The organism is Plantibacter sp. MDV22-iso1, assembly GCF_058408345.1.
Window position 1 is genome coordinate 53,459 of sequence record NZ_JBZVDY010000003.1, and the last position, 20,894, is coordinate 74,352.

Sequence of the window (20,894 nt, forward strand, 5' to 3'; positions counted from 1 at the left end):
GACGCAGCCCGGCAAGCTGGCGGGGTGTCCACGATCCGCGATCCGCCGGGCGGTCAGCGCAGATTCAGGACCATCGTGTCGCGGCTCCCCCGCCGGTCCACGGTCGCGAACCCCTCGGTGCGGTACAGCGAGACGGCGTGGTTCGCCCGCTCCACGCTCAGGCTGATGCGCTGGTACCCGGCCGCTCTGGCGAGCTGCACGGTCGCGCGGAGCAACTGCCGTCCGACGCCCTGTGCGCGGTGGATCGGACTCACCCCCAGGATGAGTTCGGGGACGCCGCCCGCCACGTACCCGAACCCGGGTGCGTCGGACGGGAAGAGTCGATACCAGCACGCCCCGACCGGCGCACCGTCCTGCCCGACGGCGACGACCCCGGCGTCGCCGGGGCGACGCCACCCGTGCACGTACCGGGTGTGCTGCGCATCGGCGAGGACGGCGGACCGGGGACGGGGCGCGACGGCGTTCCAGTTGGCCGCCTCGACCATCATGTCGGTGAGGACGCGCACATCAGCCACCGCGGCTTCGCGGATCGAGTAGACCGCCATGGACGGATGGTACGCCAACGGTGTTTCGAGCAGATGACGCGTGAGGGGTCGCCGGCGCTCAGTACCGGATGGCGTCGATCACCTTCACGCGGACGGCGACGAGCGCCGGGAGGAGCCCGGCGATCGCGCCGACGGCCGTCGCGCTGACCAGCCCGAGGACCGCCGCCTCGATGGGGAACGGCGGGAAGTCCGTCACGAGCCCTTGACCGATGAACTGCTCGACGATCGGACTCTTCACGACGGCGACGGCGAGCATGACACCGATCACCCCGGCGACGAAGGTGGCGACGACACTCTCCATCATCACGGCGAAGAACACGCGCGGCGCGGTCGCCCCGAAACTGCGTCGGATCCCGATCTCGCGGATGCGCTGGCGGACGGTGACGAGCGAGAGGTTGATCAGCCCGAGGGCTCCGAGCAGGAGGATGAGTCCGGCGACGGCACCGACCACGAGCTTCAACGACAGGAGCGGGTCCTCTCCCGTCTGGCCGAAGTCGTTGCGGAACACCTCGACGCCGTACGCGTCGCCGAGTTCGGCACGCAGGTCGGACTGGATCCGCTGGATGAAGGCCTCGGCGTCCGCGTTCGGGACCCAGAACTCGAACTGCGGCAGCTGACCGGGCTGGCCCATGCCCTCCTCGGCGCCGGCCGCCGGACCGATGAGCGCCGTCCCCGCGGGCAGGATCGACAGCTGCGGTTCGGTGTCCCACTCGTTGCTCGCGTACACCCCGACGACCACGGCCGTGACCGGATGTTCACCGTGGACGGTGACCGTCGGGTGCGTCTCGATGGGCGGCGACCCGAGGCGCTGCCAGAACGCCGGGTTCACGACGATCGCGGGTGCGAGGCGGTCGCCGTCGTCCTCCTGGAACCAGGTGCCCTTGTCGAGTCTGATGCGGTGCATCTCGCCGTAGGGGACGTCGACGACGGTCGCGGGTACCGGCACGGTCCCGTCGGCGAACTGCACGTTCAACTGTGTGCTACCGGATTGCGAGACGTACCCGATGCCGTACCGCTCGGCGAGGTCGTGCACCGCCGTGATGTACAGCTCCGGGTCGGGCTGCTCCGCTCCCGTGCCGTAGACCGACGCCATGAGCGTGGCGGGTCGGCCGCCGTAGCGTTCCTGCGACTCGGTCTGGGCCTGCGCCGCGAGCGACGACATGCCGACCATGCTCGTGAGGGCGCACACCGCGACACCGACGCCGATGAGCGAGAGGATGACCCGGCCACGATGGATCCGCAGCTCCTGGGCGGCCTCGACGACCGCTCCGACGATCGAGGTCAGGATCCTAGACATCCGTGGCCTCCAGTTCGTGATCGGGGGTGAGCACCCCGTGATCGAGACGGTGGTGGGTCGTCGCGAGTCGGGCGATGGCCCGGTCGTGGGTGATCGTCACGAGGGCGGCCCCCGTGGAGGACGCCACCTCATCGAGCAGGGACATGACGGAGGTGCCGGTCTCGACGTCGAGTGCGCCGGTCGGCTCGTCCGCGAGGATGAGCCGTGGCCCACGGACCAGTGACCGTGCGATGGCGACGCGCTGCTGTTCGCCGCCGGACAGTTTCGTGGGCATCGCGTCGAGGCGGTCGCCGAGTCCGACGCGTTCGAGCATCGCGGCGGCGATCTCCCGACGGCGCCAGAACGAGCGTCCGCCGGCATACAGGAGCGGCGTCGTCACGTTCTCGAGCGCGGTCCGGCCGGGCAGGAGGTTGAACTGTTGGAAGACGAATCCGATCTGGGCGCCGCGCAGTCGGTCGCGCGCACCGGAGCCGAGGCGTTCCGCAGGTCGACCGTCGAAGACGAGCGACCCGGAGGTCGGCTTGTCGAGCAGGCCGAGGAGGTTCAGGAGCGTCGACTTGCCCGAACCCGATCGGCCGACGATGGAGACGCGATCGCCCTCGTGCACCTCGAGGTCGACGCCGTCGAGGATCGTCAGCGGCGGCGCATCGGGGATCTGGACGACCCTGGTGACGCCGCGGAGTTCGAGGAGCGTCACCCGACCGACCCGTCGCAAGCCATGCTGCCGTCCGGAAGCGTCGTGCATCCCTCGGGCGCGGGCGCGACGGCTCCGGGGACGAACTGGAGCACCGAGTCACCTTCGGCGACGCCGTCGACGATCTGCACCTGCTGCCCGTCGTTCAGTCCCAGCGTGACCGACCGTTCCTCCTGGGCACCGTCGGCGCCGACGACCCAGACGGTCCCGGTTCCTGCCGAACCCTTGACCGCGGTCGTCGGGAGCACGAGGACGTTCTCGGCGACACCGCCCGCGAGTTCGATCGTCGCGGCGAGTCCGGCGAACACCCGGACATCACCGGGCACCGCGCAGGTGACGGAGGTTCCGCTGCCACCGGGTGTCTGCCCGGATCCACCGCCCGTCGTCGGCTCCTCCTCGTCGCCGCCGCTCGACGGCGTCGTGACGCGAACGGCCGGACAGACGAACGGGGCCGGGCCGCCGTTGATGGTGACCGTCGCCTCGCCGGGGATGGTGAGCAGACGGTACTGCTTGTCGGCGCTCAACGCCCCGGTGATGGAGAACGTGGCCGGCGACACCTGCGCAACCGCGTCGCCGATCTGGACCGACTGCCCGTGGATGAGCTTGACGTTGCCGAGAGTGCCCGCGACCGGCGCGGTCACCTGCACGTACCGCTCCTTGCCCTCCTCGTCGATGGTCTTGACGTCGAGGATGGGATCACCCTCCGCGAGGACGGCCCCCTTGGCGGCGAACACCTCGTCGACGGTGCCGGCGACGGTCGACTTCGCCGTGCTGGCCGGGTCGGCGACGACCTGGCCCTCCACCGAGACGGTGTTGACCACGGTGCCGAGCGCCGCCTGGACCTGTGGTTCCACGAGGCTCCCGGTCGGCTGCGTCGGCCCCTCCTCCTGCGGTGCGTCCGGGAAGAACGCGACCTTCACGAGGGCCACCGCGATCGCGGTGAAGACGAGCAGTTTCAGAATGGGGAACACCCAGGTGCGGACAACGCCCACGCCGACCTCCGGAATCCACCGCAGTCGGAGTGACGAGCGGCCATAGGAGCTTCCAAGGTAGCAACGCGGAAGGCGGTCGGACATCACCCTCGCGGATGATGTCCGACCGCCTCCTGGCGGGTGGGACCGAGCTGACCCGTCCGGTGATCAGGCCTCGATGACGAGCGGGACGATCATCGGGCGGCGACGGAAGGACGTGTTGACCCAGCGGCCCACGGTCCGACGGATCACCTGCGACAGCGCGTGCGTGTCGCGGACGCCATTCTCCGCCGCCTCGGCGAGTGCCTTGGCGACCTTCGGCTTGATGTCGGCGAAGACCTTGTCGTCCTCGGCGAAGCCCTTCGCGTGCACCTCCGGGCCGGAGATGATGTGCCCGGTCTTCGAGTCGACGACGACGATGACCGAGATGAAGCCCTCCTCCGCCAGGATGCGACGGTCCTTGAGATCGGCGTCGGTGATCTCGCCGACGGTCGAGCCGTCGACGTAGACGAGCCCGACGTCGAGCTGCCCGACGACCTTCGCGACGCCGTCCTTCAAGTCGATGACGATGCCATCCTCGCCGATGAAGGTGTTCTGCGCCGGGACTCCGCTGTCGATCGCGAGCTTCTGGTTCGCGACGAGGTGACGGTACTCACCGTGGACCGGGAGCACGTTCTTCGGCTGAAGGATGTTGTAGCAGTACAGCAGCTCACCGGCGGCCGCGTGACCGGAGACGTGGACCTTCGCGTTGCCCTTGTGGACGACGGTGGCACCGAGCTTTGTCAGGCCGTCGATGACCCGGTAGACCGCGTTCTCGTTGCCCGGGATGAGGCTCGAGGCGAGGATGACGGTGTCGCCCGGGCCCGGTTCGATCGCGTGGTCGAGGTTCGCCATCCGGCTGAGGACGGCCATCGGCTCGCCCTGTGACCCGGTCGACATGTAGACGATCTTGTCCTCGGGGAGGTCCTTCGCCTTCTTGTAGTCGATGAGCAGGCCCTCGGGGACGTTCAGGTACCCGAGGTCGGCTGCGATACCCATGTTGCGCACCATGGACCGACCGAGGAACGCGACCCGCCGGCCATGGGCGTGAGCCGCGTCGAGGACCTGCTGGACGCGGTGCACGTGACTCGAGAAGCTCGCGACGATGACGCGGCGCTCGGACTTCGCGATGACCTGGTCGAGGACCGGCCCGATGGACCGCTCGAGCGGCGTGAATCCCGGAACGTCGGCGTTCGTCGAGTCGACGAGGAAGAGGTCGACGCCTTCTTCACCGAGGCGGGCGAAGGCGCGGAGGTCCGTCAGGCGGCCGTCCAGCGGCAACTGGTCCATCTTGAAGTCACCGGTCACGAGGACCGTGCCGGCGTCGGTGTCGATGAACACCGCGAGCGCGTCCGGGATCGAGTGGTTGACCGCGACGAACTCGAGGTCGAACGGCCCCAGCGCCTCGATCTGACCCTCCTTCACCGGCAGGGTGTAAGGGACGATGCGGTGTTCCTTGAGCTTCGCCTCGATGAGCGCGAGCGTCAGGCCGGAACCGATCAGCGGGATGTCCTTGCGGAGCTTCAGGAGGTAGGGCACGGCGCCGATGTGGTCCTCGTGACCGTGCGTGAGCACGACCCCGACGATGTCGTCGAGCCGGTCCTTGATGGAGGTGAAATCGGGAAGGATCAGGTCGACGCCCGGCTGGTGTTCTTCGGGGAAGAGCACGCCGCAGTCGACGATCAGGATCTTGCCGTCGATCTCGAAGCAGGTCATGTTCCTGCCGATCTCGCCGAGTCCTCCGATGGGGATGACGCGGAGCGTCCCCGGTTCGAGGACTGGCGGATCGATGATGGTATTGGGCATGTAGCCCCCCTCTGGTTTGTCTAGCGAGTCGTACCGGCGACCTTGGGCAGCGCGCCACCGGCGGCGGCGTTGCGGTCTGGCCGGAAGTTGCGGAAGTCGACGCCTGGGATGTCCTTCACCAGGTCGATCTCATCCTCGATCTGCGCGGCCTCCCACTCCTCCGGACCGACCAGCGGAAGACGTACCCGCGGGCTCTGGATCCGGCCGAGGCCGTGCAAGATGTATTTGGCGGCGACGGTGCCGGGGACGTGGGTCATGACCGCGCGCACGAGCGGCTCGAGCTGCCGGTGCGCGGCGGTCGCCGCGACGAGGTCGCCGGAGTTCACCGCGTCGACCATGTGTCGGTAGGGCGTCGGCGCGATGTTGGCCGTGACGCCGATGAGGCCGGTGCCGCCGATGGCGAGCGTCGGCAGTGCGTTGGCGTCGTCGCCGGCGAAGTACATGAGGTCCGTCTGGTTCATGACCCGGCTCACCTCACTGAGGTCGCCCTTGGCGTCCTTCACCGCGAGGATGTTCGGGTGCTTGGCCGCACGCAGGATCGTCTCGTAGGTGATGGGGATGCCGGTCCGCCCCGGGATGTCGTAGAGGATGACGGGCAGATCCGTGGAGTCGGCGATCATGCGGAAGTGGGTGAGCACGCCGGCCTGGGTGGGCTTGTTGTAGTACGGGGTGACGATCATGTTGCCGTCGGCGCCCGCCTGCTCGCTCTTCTTCGCGAGCTCAATCGCGTGGGCCGTCTCGTTGGAGCCACCACCGGTGATGATCTTCGCGCGCCCGCCCGCGACGGCCTTGCCGACCTCGACGAGCTTCACCTTCTCCGGGTCCGTCAGCGTCGACGTCTCACCCGTGGTGCCGGTGACGACGATGCCGTCGGCCCCCGCGGTCACGACGTCGTCGATGTGTCGCTCGACGGCCTTCCAGTCGACCTCGCCGTCGGCGGTGAACGGCGTCACCAGCGCGACGAGGACTTGACCGAAGGGGTTCTCTGCACGCGACACGCTCTCAGGCTATCGGGTTTCCCTCGTGCGGGTCACCATCCGCACAGGCGTCACCTCGCGTCACAGAGGCTCAGGGACCGGTACCCGGACCCTATGCTGACGGACACCATGCACCCGACGGCCGCCCTCTCGCTGATCCTCGTCCTCGTCCTGTCCACGACGGCGGTGGGTCTGATCGTGCGTGCACGGAGCGGGCGTGCGACGCACCGCACCGACGGCGACCGCCTCTCGCCGGCGGCACTCGGGACGACCACTCCGCTCGGCCGATCGGCCACCCTGGTGCAGTTCAGCACCGAGTTCTGTGCCCTGTGCCCCGGCACCAGACGACTGCTGCACGAGCTGGCCGATGGGGAGGCCGGCGTGGGCGTCCTCGACGTCGACCTGACCCACCGTCCCGACCTCGCGGACCGCTTCGCCGTCCTGCAGACGCCCACCGTCCTCCTCCTCGACCGCGCCGGGATCGTGCGCGGTCGGTTCTCCGGGGCCGCACGCCGTGCGGTGCTCGCCGGCGAGCTGCGATCCGTCCTCGGGAGACCGGCATGACCTCGAACCCTCCAGCAGCACAGCCGACCGGCATCGACCCGCGCAGCCCGCGGTTCGGCGCGACCGTGACCGCCGTGCTCCTCCTCGTCGCCGTCTTCCTCGCGCTGACGGCGCCGCTCGCCGACACGCCGCCCGCGCGGGCCGGCCAACCGGCCTTCGTCCTCCTCGTCGTCATCGCAGCCCTGTTCGCGTGGGGCGCGTTCGCCGGGATCCGACGCCACCCGTACGGCGTCGTCTTCCGACGCCTCATCCGCCCGAGGCTCGGCCCGCCCACCGAACTCGAGGCACCTGAACCACCGACCTTCGCCCAGGGCGTCGGCCTGGTGGTGGTCGCGATCGGACTCGTGCTGCACCTCATCGGGGTGCCGGGATCGCTCGCCGTCTCCGCCGGTGCCGCGTTCGTCGCCGCCTTCCTCAACGCGGCGTTCGGGTTCTGCCTCGGTTGCCGCGTGTATGTGCTCCTCCTCCGCGCCCGTGTCATCGGGCGACAGGCGTGACGGCGGCCCGAAGCACCTGACGACACCGTTTGTCGACGGGGTGACCGTCCAGGTCGATCCGGTTAGGCTGACCCCACGAACACCAGCGCCGATGCGCTCCTGCACGGCCCGACGATGGAGGTTGCACCATGGCGGTAACAAGCGAAGCCACGACGGTCTGGAACGGCACGCTCTTCGAGGGATCGGGGCACACGAGCCTCGACACCTCCGAGGCGGCCGAGTTCGCGGTCGACTGGAAGGCACGCTCCGAGGGATCCAACACGACGACGACCCCGGAGGAACTGCTCGGGGCTGCGCACGCCTCCTGCTACTCGATGGCGTTCGCCAACGAACTCACGAGCGCCGGATTCCCGCCGGAGCGCATCCAGGCGACCGCAGCGGTCTCCTTCACCCCCGGCACCGGCATCACCGGCAGCCACCTGCTCGTCAGCGCGGTCGTGCCCGGCATCTCCGAGGCCGACTTCGAGCGCATCGCCACGGCGGCGAAGGACGGCTGCCCGGTCTCGCAGGCGCTCGCCGGCATCCCGATCACCCTCGAAGCCAGCCTCGCGTAACCACCACCGTCCAGCAGCACGACCAGGAAGGCGACGCGCATGCGCATCGTGATCGGCGGGGCCTCCGGGCTCATCGGAACGGCGCTCGGGCGCTCCCTCGAGACCGACGGCCATGAGGTCGTCCGGCTCGTACGACGTCCGGCGCGCGGTGCCGGAGAAGCGGAGTGGGATCCGCTGGCAGGAACGCTGGACCCGCGAGTCCTGAGCGGCGCCGACGCGATCATCAACCTCTCCGGCGCCTCCCTCGGCAAGCTGCCGTGGACGGCGGCCTACCGATCCACGATCCTCTGGTCACGACTCAGCGCCACCCGTACCCTCGTCGACGCCATGAACCGGGCGGAGCAGCCACCGGCCGCCTTCCTCAGTGGTTCGGCGGTCGGGTACTACGGCGACCGTCCCGGAGAGACCCTCACGGAGGACTCCTCCAGAGGGGCCGGATTCCTCGCCGACGTCGTCGTCGCCTGGGAGGACTCGGCGCTCGCGGCGCCCGACGCCGTCCGCACCGTGCTGCTCCGCAACGGCATCGTCGTCGACCTGGCAGGCGTGCTCAAGCCGCTGGCACCGCTCACCAGGTTCGGGGTCGCCGGTCCGCTCGGTTCGGGCCGCCAGTTCTGGCCGTGGATCGGGCTGCAGGACGAGGTCCGGGCGATCACCCACCTGCTGACCTCGACGCTCTCCGGACCGGTGAACCTGTGCGGTCCGCAGGCCGCCCGCGCCGACGACCTCATGTTCGAGCTCGCCAAACGGATGAACCGGCCCTATCTGCTGCGCGTCCCGACGTTCGCCCTGAAGGCGCTCCTCGGCGACGCCGCCGACGGACTGCTGCTGAGCGATCAGCGCGTCGAACCTCGTCGGCTCTTGGACGACGGCTTCACGTTCAGCACGCCGACCGTCGAGCAGGCGTTGGCCGAAGCACTCGCCCGCGACTGAACGACGGGACGCCGCCGCTCCGGTCAGCTCCGCGAGAGCCGGATCGCCTGTCGGATGGCCTGCCGTGCGCGACGGCGGTCTCCGGCACCGTCGTAGACGAGTCCGAGGCGGTACCAGGATCGCCAGTCATCGGGAGCGGCCTCGGCCGCGTCGCGGTACTTCGGGAACAACTCGTCTGCGGCATCACGCATCGGCCGGCCGCTCTCGCGGGTCTCGACCTGCTCGGGCGGAAGGCCGCCCTCGGCCTCGAGGCGGACTCCGAGCCGCTCGGCGCCCAGCCCGAAGGCGATCTCGCGCCAGAGCGCCCAGACGCCGAGGATCGGCAGGACGATGAGCGCCGCACCCATGGCGATGCCGACAGGTTCACCCGTGCCGAGGAGGACGACGGCACGGTACCCGACGAGGACGATGTAGAGGACGAGCAGGGCCGCGATGACCGCGACCATGACGCGGGTCTTCACAGGGCGCTGGCCGCCGCGGCCTGGCCGGAGACGTGCTCGGGCGCCCCCTGGGCGGGCCGCCGACCCGCCGGCCCTGGGCGATCGAGTCCGAGGTCGAGCAGACTGTCGAGACCGACGGTGACCCCCCGGGCGTCGCGGGCGGCGACGAGGGCGAGCCGGATGCCCCGCTCGTAGGATGCTGGCGAGATCGTGTCGTGCGTGATCGTGACGAGTTCGTCGACGCCACCGAACACGACCTCCTGGCGGGCGACGACGCCCTGGAGCCGCAGGCTGTGGATCGGGATGCTCGAGACCTGCTGTCCCCTCGCCCGCTGGTCGGTGTGCGGAGCGGCGACGGGCCCACGGTCGCCACGAGCGGCCATCATCAGCTCGGCGGTGCGCACGGCGGTGCCGGAGGGCGAGTCCACCTTCGTGTCTCGGTGGGACTCGATGATCTCGATCGAGTCGAAGAAGCGCGCAGCTACGGTCGCGAGACTCGTCGACAGGACGGACCCCAGCGAGAAGTTGGGGATGATGACGACGCCCTGCTCGGGCAGCTCGGCGAGCCGGCGGTCGAGTCGCTGGATACGCTCGGCCGACCAACCGCTCGTCCCGACGAGCACGTTGATGCCCTGAGCGACGGCGTGGTCGACGATCCGCTGGCTGACACCCGGGACCGTGACGTCGACCACGAGGTCCGCCCCGTCCATCTCGCTCAGCTCGCTCGACGAACCGAGCGACGCGACCAGCTCGAAGTCGTCGAGTGAACCGATGATGCTGGTGAACAGTCGGCCCATCTTGCCGCTCGCGCCGGCCAGCGCCACTCGTGTCGTCATGCCCTCAGCTTACGTGCTGCCCGTCCGGGAGGAGGCGGGCCGCCCGGCTAGACGATGTGCGGCTCGGGAAGACCCGTGCGGAGCTCCATGGGGAGGTGCGCGAGGTCGTTGTGGGTGATGAGGCTCCACGGACGCCCGGCGCGCTGGTGCAGCACCGTCAGTCCGCCGTTGGCCTGGTTGATGCTCACCCAGCGCCATCCGGGCGCCTGGAGCGCCTCGCGGACGAGCCACCCGATGACGAAGTTGTGCGTGATGAGCAGCTCGTGATGGTCACCGCGCTTCGGCGAGAGGAACTCGGCGGCGGCGTCGGCCATCTGCGCTTCGCCCGCCTCGATCTCCGCCTCGGTGATCGAACCGAAGAAGGGGTCGAACGCCGACGGCGTCTCCGGTGTGCGTCCGCTCGGGACGCAGTCGAAGAGCAGTGACGACGGCTCCGGTGTGACGGCCGGCATCCGCTCCGCGATGATCTGGGCGGTCTCCGCGGCACGCTGCAACGGCGAGTGCCATGCCGCGGTCATGGGCACACCGCCGAGGCGCTCCGCGAGCAGCTGTGCCTGACGCCGACCGCGTGCCGACAGTGGTCCGTCGGGCAAGCCGTGCTCAGCGTGCTGCTGCTCGCCGTGTCTGACGAGATACAGGTAATGGGACATTCAACGCACCCCCGCGATGATCGGAGCGAAGGTGTCCTCGTCGACGGCTCCGACCGCCGACACCGTGATGGGCTGCGCGGCGAGGTGCTGCGCGAGCTGCTGGACGTCGTCCTGACCGACGGACTGCAGGCGACGGATGCTCTCGTCGAGGTCGATGAACTCGCCGAGGGTCAGCTCCGCTCGACCGAGTCGGCTCATCCGGGAGTCCGAATCCTCCAGGGCCAGCGCCGATGCGCCGCTCAGCTGGCCGAGCGCCCGCGACAACTCCTCGTCCGTCACGCCGTGCTCGGCGAGCCGGTGGAGTTCGGCGAGCATGAGCTCGGCCACGGTCGCCGCCTTCGCCGTGGAGCAGGCGGCAGCGAGGCCGAAGACGCCGGCGTCCGAGTAGCTGCCGGCGAACGAGTACACCGAGTAGGCGAGCCCGCGCCGTTCGCGGATCTCCTGGAACAGGCGGCTGGACATGCCGCCGCCGAGGATGGAGTTGAGCATGCTCATGGCGAATCGTCGCTCATCGCCCGCGATGAGACCCGCTCCGCCGATCTGCAGGTGGACCTGCTCGGTGGGCCGGTGTACGACCGAGAGCGGCGAGCCGCCGACGATGGCAGCAGGAGCGAGCGTCCGACGCGCGACCGGTGCGGCCACCGCGTCCGCCGGCCAGCCCGCATGCACGAGCGCCTCGGACACCTGGACGACGAGGGCGTCGTGGTCGACCGCGCCGGCCGCCGTCACGATGACGTCGTTCGCGCGGTAGTTGGCTCGGTAGTGCGCCACGACTGCGTCCCGGCCGACCTCGATGATCGACTGCGGGTGACCGCCGATGGGACGCCCGAGGGGGTGCTCGCCGAGCACGCGCTCGAAGAACCGTTCGTTGGCGACGTCCCCCGGATCGTCGTCCATCATCGCGAGCTCTTCGAGGATGACGCCGCGTTCGTTCTCGAACTCTTCCGGGTCGAGCAGCGAGGAGGTGAGCATGTCGGTGATAACGTCGACCGCCATCGGCAGGTCGCGATCGCGCACCTTGGCGTAGTAGCAGGTGTGCTCCTTGGCCGTGAGCGCGTTGTGCTCGCCGCCGACGGCGTCGAAGGCGACCGCGATATCGAGGGCGGAACGCGACGGCGTGCCCTTGAACAGGAGGTGCTCCAGGAAGTGCGTCGAGCCGAAGGTCGCCGGTCGATCGGCGGTCTCCGGTTGTTCGTCGCGGGAACCGACGGCCACCCAGTAGCCGATCGTCGCGCTACGGCTGCCCGGCATGTGTTCGCTCAGGATGCGCAGCCCGTTGGGCAGGACCGTCCGGCGGACGAGCGCGTCCCCGGATGCGGTGAACGCGAGCTCGGGACGAGTGAGCGGAAAGTCGACGGCGGCGTTCATCACCCCAACCATACGTCAGGTTCCCGGGCGTCGCGCGCGAGCGACCGTGCGCAGGCGACCGCCGGTCGACTCAGCGCAAGCGACCGGAGACGCGGTCGAGCTCGAGGATCTGCCCGCGGCTCAGCCGCACGTCAGCGGCCGCGATGAGCGAGTCGACGTGAGCCGGCTGGGACGCGCTCGCGATGGGCGCGACGACGCCGGGACGTGACATGGCCCAGGCGAGCGCGGCCGAGGCGACCGTGCAACGGTTCTCCTCCGCGATCTCGTCGAGGACATGCAGGACCCGCAGCCCACGGCGGTGGAGATGGGTCGCGGCGCGACTACCGCGGGTGCTCGGGTCGAGGTCGGAGCGGGTGCGGTAGCGGCCCGTCAGGAAGCCGTTCGCGAGGGCGAAGTAGGGCAGGACACCGAGGTGCTGGGCCGTCGCGACGAGCGCGAGGGTGCTCTCGTACGGCTCCCGGTGCATGAGGCTGTAGTGGGTCTCGAGCGCGACGAACTGGGTGAAGCCGCTCGCCGAGAGGATCCGCGCCTCCATCAGCCGCTCGGGGGTCGTGTTCGAGGTGCCGAGGTAGCGGACCTTGCCGGTCTCGATCAGCCAGTCGACCGTCCCGAGGCTGTCGGCCAACGGGATGCTCGGGTCGTCGTCGTGGAAGGACAGCAGGTCGATGTGGTCGGTCTGCAACCGTTCGAGCGCCGCCTCGACCGCGCGGATGATGCTCACCGAGCCGAGACCCGGGTAGTCGGGGTGCCGGCCGATCTTCGTCGCGACGACCATGTCGTCCCGGTTGCGGCGCTTCCGCATCCAGTTGCCGATGAGGATCTCGCTGCGTCCGCCCGCGTAGCTGTCGGCGGTGTCCACCATGTTGCCGCCGGAGTCGTGGAACCGGTCGAGGATGTCCGACGTCGTGTCGGGGTCGACCGTCCACCCGAACACGCTGCCGCCGAGCACGACCGGGAAGACCGACAACTCGGAGTCGCCGATCGTGCGCCTCGGTGCCTCAGAGGGCTCGGGGTCCTGGACGGGCGTCGGGAAGGACGGGTGCGGGACGAGCTGCTCGGGACGCGAACTGGCGTCGTCGTCGACGCCGTCCGCTGCTCCGCCGACGAGAGAACTGCCACGGGTGCTCGACGAGCGCCAGAGGTGTGGCATCCCCTGCCCCTCTCTCGGTCCGCCGACCGGTGACGCGCTGCACCGTCGGGATCCGTGCGTGGAGCGACGGGCCGGTGCTTGCTCACCAGGCTAGAGGAGACCGGCGACTTCGGCCGGACGACATCACGACCGGGTGGCAACTGATTCGTAACGATTGCGGGAGTCGGTCGATCACCTCGGACCGACGGACACCTCGGCACGGGCGAGCACGAGTCGCGCGTGTCGCAGGAGGGGCTCGTCGACCATGCGTCCCTCGTGCCGGAACACGCCTGCGGCTCCCGCTGCGGCGTCGAGCAGCGCACGAGCCGCTGACACCGATCTTGGGTCCGGGCGGTAGGCGGCGCGAACGGTCGGGACCTGTCCCGGGTGGATGCACGCGGAGGCGATGCAGCCGACGGCGGCCGCGTCCGCCGCCTCGTGCGCGAGCCCGTCGAGATCGTCGATGTCGAGGTGGACCGCGTCGATCGCGGCCACCCCGGCGGCTCCCGCGGCGAGCAGCACCGACGAGCGCGCCTGTCTGACGACGTCCCGGTATCGCCCGTCGGCCCGTCGACTGCTTGTGCCGCCCAGGGACGCGATGAGGTCTTCAGAGCCCCACATGAGCGCGACGACCGCAGGATGAGCGGCCAACGCGGGTGCCTGCACGACACCGGCAGCGGTCTCGCACAGCGCGATGATCCGGACGTCCGGGATCGCGTCCACGAGCCGGTCGAGCGCCGCGGTCGTCTCCGACTTCGCCAGCACGACCGTGCGATAGGCGGTGTCCGCGAGCGCCGCGACATCGTCGTCGAAGTCGACGGTCCCAGCCGGGTCGACCCGGACGACCGTGTGCGAGGGATCGAGCGGATGGTCGACGATCGCCCGGCGGGCGGCCGGCTTGTCGGCCGGGGCCACGGCGTCCTCGAGATCGAGGATGACGGCATCCGCGCGCTCGGCCGCTTTCGCGAAGCGGTCCGGACGGTCCGCTGGGACGAAGAGGATCGCCGGCCCCAGGTCGAACGCCGCGGCGCCGGTCACGATGCACCCGAGCACTGGACGAGCGTGCTCCTGGTCGCGGTCGCGACGACGACGCCGTCCTGGTTCCGACCCGTGTGGAGCAGGGTGACGACACCCTCGCCCGGCCTTGACGACGACAACCGTTTTGCCGTCACGAGCGTCTCGGCGTACAGCGTGTCGCCGTGGCGCATCGGGTTCGGGAAGGCGATGTCGGTGAAGCCCAGGTTCGCGACGATCGTCTGCTCGGTGAGCTGCGCGACCGACAGCCCCACGAGCGTCGAGAGGGTCAGCATCGAGTTCACGAGCCGTTCCCCGAAGGGCCCGGTCGCAGACCACGCGGCATCCACGTGCAGTGATTGCCCGTTCATCGTGAGGGTCGAGAACAGGACGTTGTCGGCTTCCGTGAGGGTGCGCCCGGGGCGATGGCGGTAGGTCGCACCCACCACGAACTCCTCGAAGTACAGACCTCGCTGCTCGATCACGGGGCCGGACGACGTCTCGGACGAGTCGGTCATCATGACCTCACGACGCGAAGCCGAGTTCGCGGGCGATGATCATGAGCTGCACCTCGGTGGTGCCCTCACCGATCTCGAGGATCTTCGAGTCCCGGTAGTGCCGCGCCACCGGGTTCTCGTTGAGGAACCCGTAGCCGCCGAAGATCTGGGTCGCGTCGCGGGCGTTGTCCATCGCGGCCTCCCCGGCGACCATCTTCGCGATGGAGGCCTCCATCTTGTAGGGCGCTCCCCGGAGCATGCGCGACGCGGCGTCGTAGTAGGCCTGCCTGGCGGTGTGGACCCGCGCCTGCATCTTCGCGATCCGGAAGGCGATCCACTGGTTGTCACCGATCGCCCGACCGAACACGACCCGCTCCTTGGCGTAGCGGATCGCCTCCTCGAGGCAGCCCTGGGCAGCTCCGACGGCGAGCGCGGCCACGGCGATCCGTCCACCGTCGAGCGCCGTGAGGAAGTTGGCGTATCCGCGCCCGCGTTCGCCGAGCAGGTTGCCCTCAGGCACGCGGACGTCCTCGAACCGCAGCGGGTGGGTGTCGGAGGTGTGCCACCCGACCTTGTCGTAGGGCGGTAGCGCGGTGAAGCCCGGCGTCGGGACCGGCACGAGGATCGACGACAGCTCCTTCGTCACCCGGCCGTCGGATCGGACCCGCTCCCCCGTGACGGCCGTGACCGTCACGAGACGGGTGATCTCACTCCCGGAGTTGGTGATGAACTGCTTCGTGCCGTTGATCACCCACTCACCGTCGACGAGTTCGGCGGTGGTCTCCGTCGCGCCTGCATCACTGCCGGCACGCGCCTCGGTGAGGCCGAACGCGGCGAGCGCCTGCCCGCTCGCGAGCTGCGGGATCCATTCCTCGCGCTGGGCGTCGGTGCCGTACAGGTAGATCGGCATGGCTCCGAGGCCGACGCCGGCCTCGAGGGTGACGCCGATGCTCTGGTCGACGCGTCCGAGCTGCTCGACGGCGAGGCAGAGCGCGAAGTAGTCCATTCCCCCGCCGCCAAGTTCCTTCGCAAACGGCAGCCCGAAGAGTCCCAGCTCCCCCATCTGCGCGATGATGTCGTACGGCAGACGCCGTTCCGTGTCGTACTGATAGGCGGCGGGCGCGACGACCTCGTCGGCGAACGCCTTGACCGTGTCGACGATCCGCTGGTGCTCGGGGCTGAGCTCGGTGTTCATGCTGATGCTCCGTTCGTGGGTGCTGCATCGGTTGGGGCTGCGTTCAGATGTGCTGCGTCGGGGTCTGCGGCGATCGTCGCGACCGACTGACGGGTGGCGACCGTGCCACCCGTGGCGACGTGGAGGGTGACCGTGCCGTCGGTCGTGGCGGTGAGGAGGTGCTCCATCTTCATCGCTTCGACGGTGACCAGCGGCTGACCGGCGGTGACGGCGTCGCCGCTCGTGACGTGCACGGCCGTGACGGTGCCGGGCATCGGCGTCCGCACCTCCGGATCGACCGCACCGGCCGCAGTCGGATCCCCGCCGGCTGGGAGCGCCTCACGCGGGACCACCTCGACCACACTGATGGCACCGTCGAGCGCGATCCATCGTTCGTCCCCCACGCGGACGGTCTCCAACGGGGTGCTGACACCGTCGTGCTCGAACCGCAGGGTGCCGTCCGACCGGCTGCGGACCGCGGCCCGGGCCGGTGCCGCGTCATCGACGGAGACGCTCGCATCGTCGCTCGACCCACGCACCTCGATGCGGACGATGCGTCCGTCCTCAGGACGCAGATGCTGTCGCGTCGGTGCTGCCGCGCCGAGGCGCCACCCACCCGGATCCGACCACGGCGTCCCGAGTCCGGCGGTCCGCTCTGCGGCCTCGGATCGCCGGTCGTCCGTTTCGGCGAGCGCCCCTGCGGTCAGGACCCGCTCGGACGTCGCGGCGGACGGGCTGTCGTCGAGCAGGTCGGCGATGAGACCGGTGTGCAGTCGTCCCGCGACGACGTCCTCGTCGGCGAGGAGCCGCCGGAGGAAGCCGAGGTTCGTGCGGACACCGAAGACCACCGTCGCCGCGAGCGCGGCGTCGAGTCGCCGGAGCGCGGTCCCGCGATCCTCGGCCCAGCACACGATCTTCGCGAGCATGGGGTCGTACCAGGGGCCGACGAACTGCCCGGCGACGATGCCGCCGTCGACGCGGACGCCCGGCCCGTGCGGCAGACGCACCCGCTCGAGCACCCCGGTCTGGGGCAGGAAGCCGCTCGACGGGTCCTCCGCGTACAGCCGTGCTTCCACCGCGTGACCACGCAGGACGACGTCGTCCTGCGTCATCGTCAGCGGTTCACCGGCGGCGACGCGCACCTGCCACTCCACGAGGTCCAGCCCCGTGACGAGCTCGGTGACCGGATGCTCCACCTGCAACCGCGTGTTCATCTCGAGGAAGGCGAACTCGTCGGGTCGGTCGTCGGCGACGAGGAACTCGACGGTTCCCACTCCTCGGTAGCCGACGCTCCGGGCGACCGTGCAGGCCGCCTCGCCGAGTCGCGCGCGCTGGCGGTCGTCGATGAGCGGCGACGGGGACTCCTCCACCACCTTCTGGTGCCGACGCTGGAGCGAGCACTCGCGCTCGCCGAGGTGCACGACCGCACCGTGGGCGTCCGCGAGCACCTGTACCTCGATGTGCCGGGGTCTCGAGACGAACCGCTCGAGGAGGAGCGTGGCGTCGCCGAAGGCCGCCTCGGCCACCCGGTGCGCGGAGGCGATGGCCGATGGGAGCTCCTCGGCGCGCTCCACCACCTGCATCCCCTTGCCGCCGCCACCGCCCGCCGGCTTGACGATGAGCGGGAAGCCGATGGCGACGCCGGCACGGACGAGCGCGTCGTCGTCGAGCGAGGCGTCGGCGACGCCCTCGATGATCGGGACGCCTCGAGCCGCGACGTGGTCCTTCGCCCGGATCTTGTCGCCCATGAGGACCAGGGAGCGCTCGTCCGGTCCGATGAACACGATCCCGGCAGCGGCGACCGCCCTCGCGAGCGCGGGTTGTTCGGACAGGAAGCCGTAGCCCGGGTGCACCGCCTCGGCCCCGGTCGTGACGGCGGCTCGGACGACGGCGTCGACGTCGAGATAGCTGTCCGCGGCGGGCGCGGGTCCCAGGCGGACGGCGCGGTCCGCGAGCCGGACGTGTGGGGCGTCGCGGTCAGCGTCACTGAAGACCGCGATGCTCTCGATGTCCATCGCGGTGAGCGTGCGGATCACGCGACAGGCGATCTCGCCGCGGTTCGCGACGAGGACGGAGCGGAAGGGACGCGTAGATGCCTGGCCCGGCCGGTTCGGTGTCTGGATCGTCATGCCGTCACATCCTGAAGAGGCCGAAGCCGGGTTCTGGCAGGGGCGCGCGGGAGCACACCTCGAGCGCGAGTCCGAGGACCGTTCGGGTCTGGGCGGGATCGATGATGCCGTCGTCCCAGAGCCGTGCGGTCGAGTAGTACGGGTTGCCCTGCTCCTCGAAGTCGGCGAGGATCGGCGCCCGGAAGTCCTCCTCCGCCTGGGCGGTCCACGCCTCACCGCGAGCCTCGAGTTGGTCGCGCTTGACGGTCGCGAGGACACTCGCCGCCTGTTGTCCCCCCATGACGGAGATGCGCGCGCCCGGCCACATCCAGAGGAACCGGGGATCGTAGGCCCGGCCGCACATGGAGTAGTTGCCGGCGCCGAACGAACCGCCGATCACGACCGTCAGCTTCGGCACCCGGGTGGTCGCGACCGCGGTGACCATCTTCGCGCCGTGCTTGGCGATGCCTCCGGCCTCGGCGTCACTGCCGACCATGAAGCCCGAGATGTTCTGGAGGAACAGCAACGGGATGCCGCGCTGGTCGGCGAGCTCGATGAAATGGGCGCCCTTCAGGGCCGACTCGCTGAAGAGGACGCCGTTGTTCGCGATGATGCCGACGGGGTGCCCGTGCAGCCTCGCGAACCCGGTCACGAGGGTGTCGCCGTACTCGCGCTTGAACTCCGAGAAGTCGCTGCCGTCGACGAGCCGCGCGATCACCTCACGGACGTCGTAGGCCGTCTGCAGCTCCGCCGGCACGACGCCGTACAGTTCCGCCTCCGGGACGACCGGCGGCACGCTCGGACGCACCTCCCACGCGCGCTGGTGGGGCGCCGGCAGCGTCGCGACCGCATCCCGGAGGATGTCGAGCGCGTGCGCGTCGTCGTCGGCGAGGTGGTCCGTGACCCCCGACACCCGGGCGTGGAGATCGCCGCCGCCGAGTTGCTCCGGCGTCACGACCTCGCCGATCGCGGCCTTCACGAGGGGTGGACCACCCAGGAAGATCGTGCCCTGGCCACGCACGATCACGTTCTCGTCGCTCATGGCGGGGACGTACGCGCCTCCGGCGGTGCAGGACCCGAGTACGGCGGCGAGTTGCGGGATGCCGGCCGCCGACATCCTGGCCTGATTGAAGAAGATCCGACCGAAGTGGTCCCGATCCGGGAAGACCTCGTCCTGCGTCGGGAGGTTCGCTCCCCCGGAGTCGACGAGGTACAGGCAGGGCAGCCGGTTCGCGGCCGCGATCTCCTGGGCCCGGAGGTGCTTCTTCACCGTCATCGGGAAGTACGAGCCACCCTTCGCGGTCGCGTCGTTCGACACGACGAGCACGTGTCGTCCGTGGACGAGGCCGATCCCAGCGATGACCCCGGCGCCGGGAGTCGCGTCGTCGTACATGCCGTGCGCAGCCAAGGGCGCGATCTCGAGGAAGGGGCTCCCCTCGTCCAGCAGACGGTCGACCCGATCGCGCGGCAGCAGCTTCCCCCGGGCGACATGCCGCGCCCGCGACGCCTTCGGTCCGCCCAGGGCCGCGGTCGCCATCGTCTGCTCGAGCACCGTCACGAGCTCCCGCTGCGCCGCCTCCTGCTCGCGGAATCGGGCTGAGGTGGGATCGGCACCGCTCGTGAGGGTGGGCACTCGGGCTCCTGTCGTCGTCGACCGTGAGTGCATTCAGTTACTCACCACTCACTGAAAGAAAGGTTACAGTTCATTAACTGAAAAAGTCCACCCCGAGGAGATCCGATGACCGGTCGTGACACACCGTCCCCGAACCCACCGCACCTCGGGCGCTCGGAGGCGAAAGCGGCACGTCGCTCGGCCCTCCTGCGGTCAGCGGCCGGACTGTTCGCCGAGCGCGGCTTCGCCGGGGTGTCGATGGAGGACCTCGGAACGGCCGTCGGCATGAGCGGGCCCGCCGTCTACCGCCACTTCCCGAGCAAGCAGGCCGTCCTCGCAGCACTCCTCGTCGGCGTCAGTCAGGATCTGCTGGACGGCGGGACCCGCGAGGTCGAGCAGGCTCCGGACAGCGATCGGGCGCTGCGTTCGCTGGTCAGCTTCCACGTGGCCTTCGCCCTCGACGACCCCGACGTGATCCGCATCCAAGACCACGACCTCGACAGCCTGGCACCGGACGACCGCCGCGCGGTCCGCACCCTCCAGCGGCGGTACGTCGAGCGGTGGGTGGACGTCCTCACGACGCTGCATCCCACGATCCCCACGGCGGAACTGCGGGTCCGCGCGCTCGCGGGTTTCGGACTGATCAACTCCACGTCCCACAGCACCTCCCGCGGCAGGAACGAGGCCGGGACACCCGACCGCGAGGCGGTGCGCTCGACGCTCGAGCGGATGGCACTGGCCGCCCTGCTCGCCGAGTGAGGACGCGGGACGGGTTCAGTCGACGAGCACGGACAGGACGTTCCCCGCTGGATCGGTGAACCAGGCGATGTCCGGGCCGTTCCCGCGCATGATCCCCTTCGCGTCCGTCGGCAGGACGTCGTCGGGGTAGAGCTTCGTCACCACACCGCGCGCCTGCAGCTCGTCGACCGCCGTGTCGATGTCGTCGACCACGAGGTTCAGCACCGTGAACGAGGCCGGCGTGTGGTCCGGCTTGCCGTAGACGAGCACCGACCCGCCGGCGGGCAGCGCCACGTCCAGGAATCCCATGGCGTTGTCGGTGACCGTGAGACCGAGGACGTCCCGGTAGAACGTCCTCGCCGCGTCGATGTCGTCGACCGAGAACCCGCTGAAGACATCCGTGTACGTGACCATGAGCCGCTCCTTCGCTGATTCCCGATGCGTACACGATGCA

22 protein-coding genes are annotated in these 20,894 nt (G+C 69.9%); 5 read left to right on the forward strand and 17 right to left on the reverse strand.

Annotated features, from left to right (window positions below):
• Nucleotides 1–53 precede the first annotated feature (53 nt).
• The 6 genes from AC4PMY_RS15130 to dapA form a co-directional block, all read right to left on the reverse strand.
• Nucleotides 54–545 carry a GNAT family N-acetyltransferase gene (locus tag AC4PMY_RS15130; protein ID WP_064294446.1) on the reverse strand — a complete coding sequence of 164 codons (492 nt, stop codon included), beginning with the start codon at nucleotides 543–545 and terminating at the stop codon, nucleotides 54–56.
• A 58-nt stretch (nucleotides 546–603) separates the two neighbouring features.
• A complete protein-coding gene (locus tag AC4PMY_RS15135) occupies nucleotides 604–1,842 on the reverse strand; it encodes an ABC transporter permease (RefSeq protein ID WP_491623114.1) in 1,239 nt (412 codons plus the stop codon).
• Nucleotides 1,835–2,539, reverse strand: coding sequence for an ABC transporter ATP-binding protein (locus tag AC4PMY_RS15140; RefSeq protein WP_064294447.1), 705 nt, complete (start codon nucleotides 2,537–2,539; stop codon nucleotides 1,835–1,837). The genes AC4PMY_RS15135 and AC4PMY_RS15140 overlap by 8 nt, the downstream gene beginning before the upstream one ends.
• The gene (locus AC4PMY_RS15145) at nucleotides 2,536–3,528 is read right to left on the reverse strand and encodes a permuted SH3 domain-containing protein (protein ID WP_064294448.1); all 993 of its coding nucleotides are present in this window, start codon (nucleotides 3,526–3,528) and stop codon (nucleotides 2,536–2,538) included. Before AC4PMY_RS15145 ends, AC4PMY_RS15140 begins: the two co-directional genes overlap by 4 nt.
• A 147-nt stretch (nucleotides 3,529–3,675) precedes the next feature.
• Nucleotides 3,676–5,352, reverse strand: coding sequence for a ribonuclease J (locus tag AC4PMY_RS15150; RefSeq protein WP_064294449.1), 1,677 nt, complete (start codon nucleotides 5,350–5,352; stop codon nucleotides 3,676–3,678).
• A 20-nt stretch (nucleotides 5,353–5,372) separates the two neighbouring features.
• Nucleotides 5,373–6,350 carry a 4-hydroxy-tetrahydrodipicolinate synthase gene (dapA, locus tag AC4PMY_RS15155; RefSeq protein WP_064294450.1) on the reverse strand — a complete coding sequence of 326 codons (978 nt, stop codon included), beginning with the start codon at nucleotides 6,348–6,350 and terminating at the stop codon, nucleotides 5,373–5,375.
• Between the two features lie 93 nt (nucleotides 6,351–6,443).
• Between dapA and AC4PMY_RS15160 the strand changes: the two genes are divergently transcribed.
• The 4 genes from AC4PMY_RS15160 (at nucleotide 6,444) to AC4PMY_RS15175 (ending at nucleotide 8,874) form a co-directional block, all read left to right on the forward strand.
• A complete protein-coding gene (locus tag AC4PMY_RS15160) occupies nucleotides 6,444–6,893 on the forward strand; it encodes a TlpA family protein disulfide reductase (protein WP_231884286.1) in 450 nt (149 codons plus the stop codon).
• Nucleotides 6,890–7,390, forward strand: a complete 501-nt coding sequence (locus AC4PMY_RS15165) for a DUF4395 domain-containing protein (protein ID WP_491623115.1) — start codon at nucleotides 6,890–6,892, stop codon at nucleotides 7,388–7,390. Before AC4PMY_RS15160 ends, AC4PMY_RS15165 begins: the two co-directional genes overlap by 4 nt.
• A gap of 128 nt (nucleotides 7,391–7,518) precedes the next feature.
• Nucleotides 7,519–7,944, forward strand: coding sequence for an OsmC family peroxiredoxin (locus tag AC4PMY_RS15170; RefSeq protein WP_064294452.1), 426 nt, complete (start codon nucleotides 7,519–7,521; stop codon nucleotides 7,942–7,944).
• A 39-nt stretch (nucleotides 7,945–7,983) separates the two neighbouring features.
• A complete protein-coding gene (locus tag AC4PMY_RS15175; RefSeq protein ID WP_491623116.1) occupies nucleotides 7,984–8,874 on the forward strand; it encodes a TIGR01777 family oxidoreductase in 891 nt (296 codons plus the stop codon).
• Nucleotides 8,875–8,897: 23 nt separating this feature from the next.
• On the opposite strand, the gene AC4PMY_RS15180 is transcribed toward AC4PMY_RS15175, so the two are convergent.
• The 10 genes from AC4PMY_RS15180 to AC4PMY_RS15225 form a co-directional block, all read right to left on the reverse strand.
• Nucleotides 8,898–9,320 carry a hypothetical protein gene (locus AC4PMY_RS15180; protein ID WP_217485360.1) on the reverse strand — a complete coding sequence of 141 codons (423 nt, stop codon included), beginning with the start codon at nucleotides 9,318–9,320 and terminating at the stop codon, nucleotides 8,898–8,900.
• Between the two features lie 11 nt (nucleotides 9,321–9,331).
• Nucleotides 9,332–10,150, reverse strand: coding sequence for a 4-hydroxy-tetrahydrodipicolinate reductase (gene dapB / locus AC4PMY_RS15185; RefSeq protein WP_085513038.1), 819 nt, complete (start codon nucleotides 10,148–10,150; stop codon nucleotides 9,332–9,334).
• 47 nt (nucleotides 10,151–10,197) lie between these two features.
• Complete coding sequence (locus AC4PMY_RS15190) at nucleotides 10,198–10,800, reverse strand: histidine phosphatase family protein (protein WP_064294456.1); 603 nt, start codon at nucleotides 10,798–10,800, stop codon at nucleotides 10,198–10,200.
• Nucleotides 10,801–12,168 (reverse strand): M16 family metallopeptidase, encoded by a 1,368-nt coding sequence (locus AC4PMY_RS15195; RefSeq protein ID WP_064294457.1) that lies wholly within the window; start codon nucleotides 12,166–12,168, stop codon nucleotides 10,801–10,803.
• A 70-nt stretch (nucleotides 12,169–12,238) separates the two neighbouring features.
• Nucleotides 12,239–13,318 carry an aldo/keto reductase gene (locus AC4PMY_RS15200; protein WP_491623117.1) on the reverse strand — a complete coding sequence of 360 codons (1,080 nt, stop codon included), beginning with the start codon at nucleotides 13,316–13,318 and terminating at the stop codon, nucleotides 12,239–12,241.
• Nucleotides 13,319–13,489: 171 nt separating this feature from the next.
• Entirely contained in the window at nucleotides 13,490–14,335 is an 846-nt protein-coding gene (locus AC4PMY_RS15205; protein WP_491623118.1) for an HpcH/HpaI aldolase/citrate lyase family protein, read from the reverse strand.
• Nucleotides 14,332–14,829: a MaoC family dehydratase gene (locus AC4PMY_RS15210; protein WP_137243786.1), complete on the reverse strand. Its 498-nt coding sequence runs from the start codon at nucleotides 14,827–14,829 to the stop codon at nucleotides 14,332–14,334. The genes AC4PMY_RS15205 and AC4PMY_RS15210 overlap by 4 nt, the downstream gene beginning before the upstream one ends.
• 7 nt (nucleotides 14,830–14,836) lie before the next feature.
• The gene (locus AC4PMY_RS15215; RefSeq protein ID WP_491623119.1) at nucleotides 14,837–16,003 is read right to left on the reverse strand and encodes an acyl-CoA dehydrogenase family protein; all 1,167 of its coding nucleotides are present in this window, start codon (nucleotides 16,001–16,003) and stop codon (nucleotides 14,837–14,839) included.
• The gene (locus AC4PMY_RS15220; protein ID WP_491623120.1) at nucleotides 16,000–18,111 is read right to left on the reverse strand and encodes an acetyl/propionyl/methylcrotonyl-CoA carboxylase subunit alpha; all 2,112 of its coding nucleotides are present in this window, start codon (nucleotides 18,109–18,111) and stop codon (nucleotides 16,000–16,002) included. Before AC4PMY_RS15220 ends, AC4PMY_RS15215 begins: the two co-directional genes overlap by 4 nt.
• Nucleotides 18,112–18,115: 4 nt before the next feature.
• A complete protein-coding gene (locus AC4PMY_RS15225; RefSeq protein ID WP_491623121.1) occupies nucleotides 18,116–19,723 on the reverse strand; it encodes a carboxyl transferase domain-containing protein in 1,608 nt (535 codons plus the stop codon).
• Between the two features lie 105 nt (nucleotides 19,724–19,828).
• Here AC4PMY_RS15225 and AC4PMY_RS15230 point away from each other — a divergent pair, with 105 nt between their 5' ends.
• Nucleotides 19,829–20,461: a TetR/AcrR family transcriptional regulator gene (locus AC4PMY_RS15230; protein ID WP_491623122.1), complete on the forward strand. Its 633-nt coding sequence runs from the start codon at nucleotides 19,829–19,831 to the stop codon at nucleotides 20,459–20,461.
• A 15-nt stretch (nucleotides 20,462–20,476) separates the two neighbouring features.
• Here AC4PMY_RS15230 and AC4PMY_RS15235 read toward each other — a convergent pair whose 3' ends face one another.
• A complete protein-coding gene (locus AC4PMY_RS15235) occupies nucleotides 20,477–20,854 on the reverse strand; it encodes a VOC family protein (protein WP_064294462.1) in 378 nt (125 codons plus the stop codon).
• Between the last annotated feature and the right edge of the window lie 40 nt (nucleotides 20,855–20,894).

Excerpts from the sequence above, each read along its gene's own strand:
- AC4PMY_RS15130 (WP_064294446.1), bottom strand. The coding sequence starts at position 545 with ATGGCGGTCTACTCGATCCGCGAAGCCGCGGTGGCTGATGTGCGCGTC.
- AC4PMY_RS15135 (WP_491623114.1), bottom strand. The coding sequence starts at position 1,842 with ATGTCTAGGATCCTGACCTCGATCGTCGGAGCGGTCGTCGAGGCCGCC.
- AC4PMY_RS15150 (WP_064294449.1), bottom strand. The coding sequence starts at position 5,352 with ATGCCCAATACCATCATCGATCCGCCAGTCCTCGAACCGGGGACGCTC.
- AC4PMY_RS15160 (WP_231884286.1), top strand. The coding sequence starts at position 6,444 with ATGCTGACGGACACCATGCACCCGACGGCCGCCCTCTCGCTGATCCTC.
- AC4PMY_RS15165 (WP_491623115.1), top strand. The coding sequence starts at position 6,890 with ATGACCTCGAACCCTCCAGCAGCACAGCCGACCGGCATCGACCCGCGC.
- AC4PMY_RS15170 (WP_064294452.1), top strand. The coding sequence starts at position 7,519 with ATGGCGGTAACAAGCGAAGCCACGACGGTCTGGAACGGCACGCTCTTC.
- AC4PMY_RS15175 (WP_491623116.1), top strand. The coding sequence starts at position 7,984 with ATGCGCATCGTGATCGGCGGGGCCTCCGGGCTCATCGGAACGGCGCTC.
- AC4PMY_RS15180 (WP_217485360.1), bottom strand. The coding sequence starts at position 9,320 with ATGGTCGCGGTCATCGCGGCCCTGCTCGTCCTCTACATCGTCCTCGTC.
- dapB (WP_085513038.1), bottom strand. The coding sequence starts at position 10,150 with ATGACGACACGAGTGGCGCTGGCCGGCGCGAGCGGCAAGATGGGCCGA.
- AC4PMY_RS15190 (WP_064294456.1), bottom strand. The coding sequence starts at position 10,800 with ATGTCCCATTACCTGTATCTCGTCAGACACGGCGAGCAGCAGCACGCT.
- AC4PMY_RS15195 (WP_064294457.1), bottom strand. The coding sequence starts at position 12,168 with ATGAACGCCGCCGTCGACTTTCCGCTCACTCGTCCCGAGCTCGCGTTC.
- AC4PMY_RS15200 (WP_491623117.1), bottom strand. The coding sequence starts at position 13,318 with ATGCCACACCTCTGGCGCTCGTCGAGCACCCGTGGCAGTTCTCTCGTC.
- AC4PMY_RS15210 (WP_137243786.1), bottom strand. The coding sequence starts at position 14,829 with ATGACCGACTCGTCCGAGACGTCGTCCGGCCCCGTGATCGAGCAGCGA.
- AC4PMY_RS15215 (WP_491623119.1), bottom strand. The coding sequence starts at position 16,003 with ATGAACACCGAGCTCAGCCCCGAGCACCAGCGGATCGTCGACACGGTC.
- AC4PMY_RS15220 (WP_491623120.1), bottom strand. The coding sequence starts at position 18,111 with ATGACGATCCAGACACCGAACCGGCCGGGCCAGGCATCTACGCGTCCC.
- AC4PMY_RS15230 (WP_491623122.1), top strand. The coding sequence starts at position 19,829 with ATGACCGGTCGTGACACACCGTCCCCGAACCCACCGCACCTCGGGCGC.
- AC4PMY_RS15235 (WP_064294462.1), bottom strand. The coding sequence starts at position 20,854 with ATGGTCACGTACACGGATGTCTTCAGCGGGTTCTCGGTCGACGACATC.